8 protein-coding genes are annotated in these 10,740 nt (G+C 69.7%); 4 read left to right on the top strand and 4 right to left on the bottom strand.

Annotation, left to right across the window (positions count from 1 at the left end):
* Positions 1-466: 466 nt before the first annotated feature.
* Positions 467-1,141: a TetR/AcrR family transcriptional regulator gene (locus tag G412_RS0121405; RefSeq protein WP_028813864.1), complete on the bottom strand. Its 675-nt coding sequence runs from the start codon at positions 1,139-1,141 to the stop codon at positions 467-469.
* 331 nt (positions 1,142-1,472) lie between these two features.
* Here G412_RS0121405 and G412_RS0121400 point away from each other — a divergent pair, with 331 nt between their 5' ends.
* From G412_RS0121400 to G412_RS0121385, 4 genes are all read left to right on the top strand, one after another.
* Entirely contained in the window at positions 1,473-2,444 is a 972-nt protein-coding gene (locus G412_RS0121400) for a tetratricopeptide repeat protein (RefSeq protein ID WP_028813863.1), read from the top strand.
* A gap of 579 nt (positions 2,445-3,023) precedes the next feature.
* The gene (locus G412_RS0121395; RefSeq protein ID WP_028813862.1) at positions 3,024-3,656 is read left to right on the top strand and encodes a DUF6230 family protein; all 633 of its coding nucleotides are present in this window, start codon (positions 3,024-3,026) and stop codon (positions 3,654-3,656) included.
* A 97-nt stretch (positions 3,657-3,753) separates the two neighbouring features.
* Positions 3,754-4,245 (top strand): DUF6114 domain-containing protein, encoded by a 492-nt coding sequence (locus G412_RS0121390; RefSeq protein WP_028813861.1) that lies wholly within the window; start codon positions 3,754-3,756, stop codon positions 4,243-4,245.
* Complete coding sequence (locus G412_RS0121385; protein WP_028813860.1) at positions 4,235-5,584, top strand: hypothetical protein; 1,350 nt, start codon at positions 4,235-4,237, stop codon at positions 5,582-5,584. The genes G412_RS0121390 and G412_RS0121385 overlap by 11 nt, the downstream gene beginning before the upstream one ends.
* 75 nt (positions 5,585-5,659) lie before the next feature.
* Here G412_RS0121385 and pyk read toward each other — a convergent pair whose 3' ends face one another.
* From pyk to pta, 3 genes are all read right to left on the bottom strand, one after another.
* Entirely contained in the window at positions 5,660-7,090 is a 1,431-nt protein-coding gene (gene pyk / locus G412_RS0121380; RefSeq protein WP_028813859.1) for a pyruvate kinase, read from the bottom strand.
* Positions 7,091-7,164: 74 nt separating this feature from the next.
* Positions 7,165-8,373, bottom strand: a complete 1,209-nt coding sequence (locus G412_RS0121375; protein WP_028813858.1) for an acetate kinase — start codon at positions 8,371-8,373, stop codon at positions 7,165-7,167.
* 32 nt (positions 8,374-8,405) lie between these two features.
* Entirely contained in the window at positions 8,406-10,481 is a 2,076-nt protein-coding gene (gene pta / locus G412_RS0121370) for a phosphate acetyltransferase (RefSeq protein WP_028813857.1), read from the bottom strand.
* Positions 10,482-10,740 lie beyond the last annotated feature (259 nt).

The following is a 10,740-nucleotide window of genomic DNA, read 5'->3' as shown; positions in this document are numbered from 1 at the left end:
CCTGCGTCGCGTCGCCTGCGGCGATTGCGCTTCGCTTCACCCTTGACCGCCGGACCTCCGCCGCAATGCTTCTGGGGGGCGGCCCCCGGGGGGAGCCCACGGGACGGCTTGGGGAGTGGCGGCTCGCCGCTGCCGGGCGGCGGGTCCGGTGGGTGGGGCGCGTGAGGTCTAGGGGTGGCTCGGCCCCTGGTTCAGCGGGTGCGGGGACGGCCGTGGGTGGGGCGGGTGCGGAAAACGGGTGTTGGTGGGGCGGGCGTTGGTTCGGCGGGTGCGGGACGGGCGTGGGTTGGGCATCCGCGTTCGGTGTGGCGTCCACTGCGGGCGGGCTGTCACTCCAGCCACAGCGTTCGAGTCGATCCGTACGGCCGGATGGCACCCGTGGGCCGAAACGGTCCTGTGATGGCGGGAGGCGTAAGGCCTGAGGTGCGTGGGGTTGGAGGGGCGTTGGGATCCATCACGTGCGGGGTTACGTGCGTTCCGGGGTGTGAAGGGTAGGCGCCGGTCCCGCCGTGAGGCCGTTCACCAGGAGGAGCGAGAAGGTGTGCGCCCAGTCGCCGTCCACCGGTTCCGCACTCACCAGGGCCCGGTGCACCACAGCGCCGGCGATGACGTCGAAGATCAGGTCCGCGTTACGGGCCGCCTGCTCGGGGTCCTCCTCGTACGGCAGCTCGCCACGCGCCTGCGCGCGTTCCCGGCCCAGCAGCACCAGGCGCTTCTGGCGGTCGACGATCGCCGAGCGGATACGTTCGCGCAGTGCCTCGTCGCGTGTCGACTCCGCGACCACCGCCATCAGCGCGGTCTTGGCCTCGGGCCGGTCGAGCAGCGCGGCGAACTGGAGGACCACGCCCTGAATGTCCGCCGTCAGGCTGCCCCGGTCGGGGAGTCGGAGCTCGTCGAAGAGGACGGCCACGGCGTCGACGACCAGTTCGCTCTTGTTCGCCCAGCGGCGGTAGAGCGTCGTCTTGGCCACCCGCGCCCGGCTCGCCACGTCGCTCATCGTCAGCTTCGACCAGCCCAGTTCCACCAGCGCCGCCCTCGTCGCCTCAAGGATCGCGGCATGGGCCTCGACGCTGCGGGGGCGGCCGGTGCGGGAGGGAGTCGGGGTGCTGTGTGAGGCGTGTGGGGGGCGGCTCGATGGCATGAGCGCGACCATACCGGCCGGTAGGTGGTGTACGTGGCGTGTAGATAGCGCGGTGGCGGGTGTCAGCGCGGTCCGTGAGGGAGATCACCGTACGAGGGGGCGCGGCGGCCGGTTTTCGAGTTACGCTACGACCAGTAGCGAAAGAGCGACAGCCACTGGCGCGAGGGTGGGGACCCCGCGCCGAAACCGGTCCTCCTCGGGACCTTGGGCCGTGTTCGTCCGTACGCCCCGCAACCGGCGGGGGGCTGCGGGCGGGCGCGGTTCGTGTGTCCGGTTGACGTAACGGGCACAAGTTTTTCTCTACCGCGCGCGAAAGGGGGAGGATGTACGCATGCAGCCTAGGAACATGTCCATGAGCGGCGTCGTCGACCTCGCCGCGGTGAAGGCAGCCGGCGAAGCCCGGCAGAAGGCGGAGCAGGCGCGCGCCGAGGCCGCCAGGAGCGGTGGGGGCGGAGCCGTTGCCCCGGCCGGTCTGGTGATTGATGTCGACGAAGCCGGTTTCGAGCGCGATGTCCTCCAGCGCTCCGCCGAAGTCCCGGTCGTCATCGACTTCTGGGCCGAGTGGTGCGAGCCGTGCAAGCAGCTCGGCCCGCTTCTGGAGCGCCTCGCCGTCCAGTACAACGGTCGCTTCCTCCTCGCCAAGGTCGACGTCGACGCCAACCAGATGCTGATGCAGCAGTTCGGGATTCAGGGGATCCCGGCCGTCTTCGCGGTGGTCGCGGGACAGGCGCTGCCGCTCTTCCAGGGCGCGGCCCCCGAGGCGCAGATCCGCGAGACGCTGGACCAGTTGATCCAGGTCGCGGAGGAGCGCTTCGGTCTGACGGGTATCGCCGTCGACGCGGAGGCGGGCGCCGGTGCGGCCGAGCCGGCCGAGACGCCTGCCGGTCCGTACGACGCGCTGCTCGAGGCGGCGGCGCGCGCGCTGGACGCCAACGACTTCGGCGGCGCGGTGCAGGCGTACAAGAACGTGCTGGTCGACGACCCGGCCAATACCGAGGCCAAGCTGGGCCTCGCGCAGGCCGAACTCCTCGCGCGCGTCCAGGGGCTCGATCCGCAGCAGGTGCGCAAGAACGCGGCCGAGAACCCGTCCGACGTCGCCGCGCAGATCGCCGCGGCCGACCTGGATCTGGTCGGCGGACACGTGGAGGACGCCTTCGCGCGTCTGGTCGACACGGTGCGGCGCACGGCCGGTGACGAGCGCGACGCCGCGCGAGTGCGCCTGCTGGACCTCTTCGAGGTGATCGGCGGCGACGACCCGCGCGTGGCGCAGGCGCGGGCCGCGCTGGCGAGGGTGCTGTTCTGACCGGCCCCTCGGACCAGGGTTGATTTGGCGACACAGTGACAAGAGGCGGCCGCGCTTTACTGAAACTTGGTAAACGCGGCCGCTGTTACTCGCAGTAAGTCGATCAAGGTGTTCTGCCCGTTTCTGGGCGACAATCACTGCGTTTCAGCCGTCACTTGGCGGCACCGTCCGTGGCCCCTCGATACCGGCCGGTCGCGCTTCGGTTATCCGGCCGTTACTAGCGAGTAACGAACCCCTTGTGTCCCGGCCTCGAATGCACCACGATCGGCCACGCTCGGTCCAATACCGCACCAGCCCGACAGCCAATCGGTGCCGCGGTCCCGTTGGTTCCCCACCGAGCCGGTCGGCGACAGTGGCGCCGGCCGTGGACAGGGGGGTCTCTGCCGAACGGCGGGGCCTGTCCAGCAGGTTGCGCGAATGCGTGGCCAGTGGTTGTCGCTCGGGGGTGATCGCCGGTGATTCGGAAGTCGTTCGCGCCTCCGATACGGGCGCTCTCCTTCCCGAGGACGTAGCACTTCTCCCATCCCCCTGCGGGCCCCTGCCCGTACCGGAGATGTACGTCCGAGAAGGAGGAAAGTCATGGAGTCTGCAGTTCGTGGCGGGACCAGATGGAAGCGGTTCGCCGTCGTCATGGTGCCGAGTGTGGCCGCGACGGCCGCGATAGGTGTCGCCCTCGCACAGGGCGCGCTCGCGGCGTCGTTCAGCGTCTCTGGCCAGAGCTTCAAGGTCAGCGCGGAGAGGCTCGAAGGTAAGGGCTTCTTCCAGTACGGAGGAATGGCCGAAGGCACCGACCTCGAGGGCAACAAGGCTGCCCACCCGGTCGCCGTGTCTGCGTTCAAGACCGCCGAGATCACCAAGATGTGCCAGTCGGTCGTGACGCCCAACGTCCCGGTCTTCGGCAACATCTCCCTCCAGCTCACGGCTGGCGGAAACGGTACGCCGGTCAAGGCGGAGAACCTGTACCTGGACGTCGAGGAGCTCGGCGCCAACGCCGAGTTCAAGAACATCGACATCGGTGTGGCGGCGGGCTCGGCCACCAAGGGCCCAGGGATCCAGCCCGGTACGAAGGCCAACAAGTACGGCTTCTCGCAGCAGGCCGACGAGGCCGTGCTGACCAAGGTGAAGCAGAAGGCCTGGGCCACCACGGCCGGCACCTTCAAGCTCAGTGGTCTGAGCATGAAGCTCCACAAGGGCGTCAAGGAGTGCTACTAAGCACTCCGTCTGCGGGCGGGGCGCGTCATACGTCGTCCCGCCCGCTGCCCCTCCCTCATCTCTGCACAGCAACACCGGTTCCAGGGAGCTGTTTTCCATGAGCGCCGAGTCCTCGGGTCCGAGCCGCGATTTCTCTTACTGGCGGCTGCGCTTTCGTGCCTGGCGGGGCGGCCGGCCGTTCTGGGCGGGCCTGCTCACCCTTGTGGGCGGTGTGCCGATCGCCTGGCTTCCGTACGCCGAAATCAAGATCGGCCACCTCACGATGGCCATGGCCACCACCGCGGGAGCGGGCTCGCTGATCATCGGCGTACTGCTCGTCACTCTCGGCCTGACCATGTGGTACCACCACATCGTCCGCGTCTTCGCGGGCGTCGCCTCGATTCTGCTGGCGCTCGTCTCGATCCCCGTGTCCAATCTGGGCGGCTTCGGGGTCGGCTTCCTGCTGGCGCTGACCGGCGGAGCCCTGTCCATCTCCTGGGCGCCGGCCAGGCCGGACGCGCCCGGCGAGCCGGTCGGCGGGGCGGTCGGCCCGGACCACACGTACGAGACATCTGTTGACGCCAATGGCGGGAGGAACAGTGCGGGGTGACGAGGCGGAGCTGACCGCGGCCGGAGGCGACCGGGTCCGTGAAAGAAGCGGGCCGCGTCACGCGGCCCCGAAGAAGTCGCTCCTGACGAAGCTGCAGATACCCGCCGGCAAGGCGATGGCTCTGGCCGCGATGCCCACAGCGGTGTTCGTCGGCATGGGGCTCACCCCGAAGCTGGCACTCGCCGACGATCAGGTGACGAACCCCTTCGCCCCGGGCCCCTGCGTAACCCGCTCCGACACCCCCGAGCCGGACGCTTCCAAGTCCGAGTCCCCGTCGGCCAAGCCCTCGGCGTCGGCCATCCCGAGTCCGGGCACCACGCCGGACAAGCCGGCCGAGACGCCGAAGCCTGGCGAGACCCCGGACGTGAGCGCGAGCAGCACCGTGCCGACCACCGCGCCGGCGACCGAGCCCACCAAGGAGCCGGAGGCGGGCAAGACCGTCACGCCGACGCCCACACCGACACCGACGGAGAGCGAGACCAAGAACCCGCTCGACCCGCTGGGTGTGGGTGACGCGATCAAGGACGTACTCGACGGGCCGGACAAGGAAACCGCTGCTCCGGAGCCCTCCGATACGGAGCCCGCGGCCGACGGCAACAGCTCGACGGCCAAGCCCGACGCCGACAAGCCGGACGACGCAGGCAAGCCCGACGCCGGAGACCCGAAGGACCCTGTGGGCGACGCGGCCGACAAGACCAAGGACGCCATCAGGGACGCGGCGGACAAGGCGGGCGTCAAGGTCGAGGAGCTCGGCGACGAGGCCAAGGGCACCGCGGACGACGCGGCCGACGTGGAGGACGCGGCCGACGGCAAGGCGGACGACCCCGCCGCCGACGGCAAGAAGCCCTTCCCCTGCCCGACGGCAGACCACGAGGCCCTCGCGAACGCCGAGCTCGAACAGGGCATCCCGGACCTGCCGGACGACCCGTGGATCCTGGAGAGCTCGATGCTCACCCTGCGCGGGCTCGACTACAAGGGCATCGTCGAGGTCAGGACCGGCAGCGGCAAGATCAAGAAGGTGCTGAAGTTCACCGCCGAGGAAACCGACATCCAGGACCTTCACCAGAAGGTCGTCGGCCCCAACGGCACCACGGCCCACGTCCAGGCGGCCGACGGCTCCAAGTCGACCATTCGCAACGGCACGGTCACCATGTACACGGAAGAGCTGAAGGGCAACCTCTTCGGCCTCATCCCGGTCACGTTCAGCCCGGAGACGCCGCCGCCGCTGAATGTCCCGGTCGCCATGTTCACCAACGTCAAGGTGACCCAGGCCGGTCAGTTCGGCGGCACGCTCAAGGTCCCCGGCCTGCACAACTTCTTCACCGGCGCCAACGGCTGATCCACCAGAGCTGTGGCCCGCACCGAAGTGACGACCACTCGGTGCGGGCCATAGCTGTCGCGTACAGAAGGGGTACTAGGCGCTCTCGCCGCCGCCCAGGTGGTGGACCCGGACCATGTTGGTGGTGCCGGGGACGCCGGGGGGCGAGCCGGCGGTGATGACCATGGTGTCGCCGTGGTTGTAGCGCTGGAGCTTGAGCAGCTCGGCGTCGACGAGGTCGACCATCGCGTCGGTGTTGTCGACGTGCGGCACGACGAAGGACTCGACGCCCCAGCTCAGCGCGAGCTGGTTGCGGGTGCCGACGTCGGTCGTGAAGGCCAGGATCGGCTGCGCCGCGCGGTAGCGGGACAGCCGGCGGGCCGTGTCGCCGGACTTGGTGAAGGCGACCAGCGCCTTGCCGTTCAGGAAGTCCGCGATCTCGGCGGCCGCGCGGGCGACCGAACCGCCCTGCGTACGCGGCTTCTTGCCCGGCACCAGCGGCTGGAGGCCCTTGGAGAGCAGTTCCTCCTCGGCGGCCACGACGATCTTCGACATGGTCTTGACGGTCTCGATCGGGTACGCGCCGACCGAGGATTCGGCGGACAGCATGACCGCGTCCGCGCCGTCCAGGATCGCGTTGGCGACGTCGGACGCCTCGGCGCGCGTCGGGCGCGAGTTGGTGATCATCGACTCCATCATCTGGGTCGCGACGATCACCGGCTTGGCGTTGCGGCGGCACAGCTCGATGAGCCGCTTCTGCACCATCGGGACCTTTTCGAGCGGGTACTCGACGGCCAGGTCACCACGGGCGACCATCACACCGTCGAACGCCATGACGACGCCCTCCATGTGCTCGACGGCCTGCGGCTTCTCGACCTTGGCGATGACGGGGACCCGGCGGCCCTCCTCGTCCATCACCTTGTGGACGTCCTTGACGTCGTCCGCGTCCCGCACGAAGGAGAGGGCGACCATGTCGCAGCCCATTCGCAGGGCGAAGCGCAGGTCCTCGACGTCCTTTTCGGAGAGGGCCGGGACGTTGACCGCCGCACCCGGCAGGTTGATGCCCTTGTGGTCGGAGACCACACCGCCCTCGATCACGATGGTGTGGACCCGCGAGCCCTCCACCGAGGTGACCTTGAGCTCGACGTTTCCGTCGTTGATCAGGATCGGGTCGCCCTTGGAGACGTCGCCGGGCAGACCCTTGTAGGTCGTGCCGCAGATCGACTTGTCGCCGGGGACGTCCTCGACGGTGATGACGAACTCGTCCCCGCGGACCAGTTCGACCGGGCCCTCCGCGAACTTCGCCAGCCGGATCTTCGGGCCCTGGAGGTCGGCGAGCACGCCCACCGCGCGGCCCGTCTCCTCGGCGGCCTTGCGGACCCGGTCGTACCGGCCCTGGTGCTCGGCATGGGTGCCGTGGCTGAAGTTGAATCGGGCCACGCTCATGCCGGCCTCGATCAGGGCGACGAGCTGGTCATGGGAGTCGACGGCGGGACCCAGTGTGCAGACGATTTTGGAACGGCGCATGAGGCGGATCCTATCGGTTTGTTTCTCTGCGGAATATTCCGTCTGGTGGAATGTACAAATGGGCGGGATGCCGCTCAGGCGTTGACCAACGCATACGTCTGCCGGGCGATTTCCAGCTCTTCGTCGGTCGGTACGACGGCGACCGCGACCCGGGCGTACTCCGGCGAGATCAACCGCGCCGAATCCGCCCGTACGGCGTTGAGATCCGCGTCCACCGCCAGTCCCAGCTCCTCCAGGCCCGCGATCGCCGCCGCGCGCACGGGCGCCGCGTTCTCGCCGACACCAGCAGTGAACACCACCGCGTCGACCCGGCCGAGAACGGCATAGTAAGCGCCGATGTATTTCTTCAGCCGGTGGATGTAGATCTCGAAAGCCAGCAGGGCCCGCTGATCGCCTTCGTCGATACGGCGGCGTATCTCTCGCATGTCGTTGTCACCGCAAAGACCGACAAGCCCGCTTTTCTTGTTCAGCAATACGTCGATCTCGTCCGTGCTCATTCCGGCCACCCGCTTGAGGTGGAACGTCACGGCGGGATCGATGTCACCGGAGCGCGTACCCATCACCAGACCCTCCAAGGGGGTCAGTCCCATCGACGTCTCCACGCACTCCCCGCCCCGCACGGCGGACGCCGAAGCCCCGTTGCCCAGGTGCAGCACGATGACGTTGACCTCGGACGGGTCCTTGCCGAGCAGCTTCGCCGTCTCGCGTGAGACGAAGGCGTGCGAGGTGCCGTGGAAGCCGTAGCGGCGGATGCGGTGCGCGTCGGCGGTCTCGATGTCGATCGCGTAGCGGGCCGCCGACTCCGGCATCGTGGTGTGGAAGGCGGTGTCGAAGACGGCGACCTGCGGCAGGTCGGGACGCAGCGCCCGGGCGGTGCGGATGCCGGTGATGTTCGCCGGGTTGTGCAGCGGGGCGACCGGGACGAGCCGCTCGATCTCCTTCAGCACCTCGTCGGTGATCACGGTCGGCGCGCTGAACTTCAGGCCGCCGTGGACCACGCGGTGGCCGATGGCGGCCAGCTCGGGGGAGTCCAGGCCCAGCCCGTCGCTCGCGAGTTCGTCCGCGACCGCCTTCAGCGCGGCCTCGTGGTCCGCGATCGGGCCGGTGCGCTCACGCTTCCCGCCGTCGCCGGCGAGCGGGCTGTGCACCAGGCGCGAGGTCTCCTCACCTATCCGCTCGACCAGACCGACGGCGAGGCGCGAGCTGTCGCGCATGTCGAGGAGCTGGTACTTCACCGACGACGAGCCGGAGTTGAGGACGAGGATGCGATGTGCTGCGGTCACGGGTACGGCGCCTTCTTGGTTCGGGGTGGAGTTCACGCGTTCTCGCCCTGGGCCTGGATCGCCGTAATGGCGACCGTCTGGACGATGTCCTGCACCAGGGCGCCGCGCGACAGGTCGTTGACCGGCTTGTTCAGGCCCTGGAGGACCGGGCCGACGGCGACGGCGCCGGCCGAGCGCTGGACGGCCTTGTAGGTGTTGTTGCCGGTGTTCAGGTCCGGGAAGATCAGCACCGACGCCTGCCCTGCGACCTCCGAGCCGGGCAGCTTGGTGGCGGCGACCGACGGCTCGACCGCCGCGTCGTACTGGATCGGCCCCTCCACCAGCAGATCCGGACGGCCGGCGCGCACCAGTTCGGTGGCCTCGCGCACCTTGTCGACGTCCGCGCCGGTGCCGGAGCTGCCGGTCGAGTACGACAGCATCGCGATCCGCGGCTCGACGCCGAACTTCTTCGCCGTGGCCGCCGACTGGACGGCGATGTCCGCGAGCTGGACGGCGTCCGGGTCCGGGTTGACCGCGCAGTCGCCGTACACCAGCACCCTGTCCGCGAGCAGCATGAAGAAGACGGACGAGACGATCTTGGCGTCCGGCTTGGTCTTGATGATCTCGAAGGCCGGGCGGATGGTCGCGGCGGTGGAGTGCACCGAGCCCGAGACCATGCCGTCGGCCAGGCCCTCGTGGACCATCAGCGTGCCGAAGTAGTTGGGGTCGCCCACCACGTCGTACGCCAGCTCCATGCTGACACCCTTGTGGGCGCGCAGCGCCGCGTACGTCTCGGCGAAGCGGTCGCGCAGCTCGGACGTCTGCGGGTCGATGAGCTGCGTCTTCGTGAGGTCGATGCCCAGGTCTGCGGCCTTCTTGCGCAGTACGTCGACGTCCCCGAGCAGGGTCAGGTCGCACACGTCGCGGCGCAGCAGCACGTCGGCGGCGCGCAGCACGCGCTCCTCCGTGCCCTCGGGCAGCACGACGCGGCGGCGGTTCGAGCGGGCCCGCTCCAGCAGCTCGTGCTCGAACATCATCGGCGTGACGCGGCCGCTGCGGGCCACCGCCATCCGGGCCAGCAGGTCGGCGGTGTCGACGTACCGCTCGAAGAGGCCGAGCGCGGTCTCCGCCTTGCGGGGGGTCGCGGCGTTGAGCTTGCCCTCCATGGTGAAGAGCTCGGTCGCGGTGGGGAAGGAACCGCCGGTCACCGAGACGACCGGGGTGCCGGGCGCGAGGCGCGCGGCGAGGGTGAGGACCTCGTCGCCGGGGCGCTCGTCGAGGGTCAGGAGTACGCCTGCTATGGGCGGGGTCCCGGCGCTGTGCGCGGCGAGCGCGCCCACCACCAGGTCGGCGCGGTCGCCGGGGGTCACGACGAGGCAGCCGGGGGTCAGGGCGTTCAGGAAGTTCGGCAGCATCGCGCCGCCGAAGACGAAGTCCAGGGCGTCGCGCGCCAGACCCGCGTGGTCTCCGAGCACGACCTTGCCGCCGAGGGCGTGGGTGATCTGGGCGACCGTGGGGGCGGCCAGCGCGGGCTCGTCGGGCAGGACGTAGCAGGGGACCGGGAGGCGGGCCTCCAGGCGCTCGGCGACCTCCGCGCGGTCCACCGGGGCGACCCGGTTGGCCACCATGGCGAGGACCTGGCAGCCGAGTGCCTCGTACGCGCGGTACGCGTTGCGGGTCTCGGCGCGCACCGCGTCGGCGGGCTGCTTCCTGCCGCCGACCACCGGGATCACCGAGGCGCCGAATTCGTTGGCCAGGCGCGCGTTGAGGGCGAGCTCGTCGGGCAGCTGGGTGTCGGCGAAGTCCGTACCGAGGACGAGGACGACCTCGTAGTCCCGCGCCACCTGGTGGAAGCGGTCGACGATGCGGGCCACCAGCTCGTCGGTGCCCTTCTCGGCCTGGAGCGCCGACGCCTCCTGGTAGTACATGCCGTACCCGGTCTCCGGGTCCTGCGACAGCCGGTACCGGGCGCGCAGCAGGTCGAAGAGGCGGTCGGGCCCGTCGTGCACCAGGGGGCGGAACACCCCCACCCGGTCCACCTGGCGGGTCAGGAGCTCCATGACTCCCAGCTCGATGACCTGCCGGCCGTCGCCCCGGTCGATCCCGGTCACGTACACGCTGCGCGTCACGCGTGCTCTCCGTCCAGATAGGGTGGTCTTGCCCTCTTGACAATACCTGTGCGGGTGGATAGGGCGCCCGCCGGGCGGGGGGTGTGCGGCCCCGGACCGATGGCCTCGCCGGGTCAGGTCGGCAGGTCTCCGCAACGTCCGCGTCCGGCCCGCGTCCGGCCCGCGTCCGGCCCGATTCGGTCCCTGATGGAGCAGTAGCCGGAAGCGCGGAGCCCATGCGAGCCGTGAAACAATTGGAATCTGGCTCACATGTACCACT

The sequence above is a fragment of the Streptomyces flavidovirens DSM 40150 genome (assembly GCF_000429085.1).
GTDB classification, from domain to species: Bacteria; Actinomycetota; Actinomycetes; order Streptomycetales; family Streptomycetaceae; genus Streptomyces; species Streptomyces flavidovirens.
This window is presented reverse-complemented; position numbering and strand designations above follow the sequence as displayed.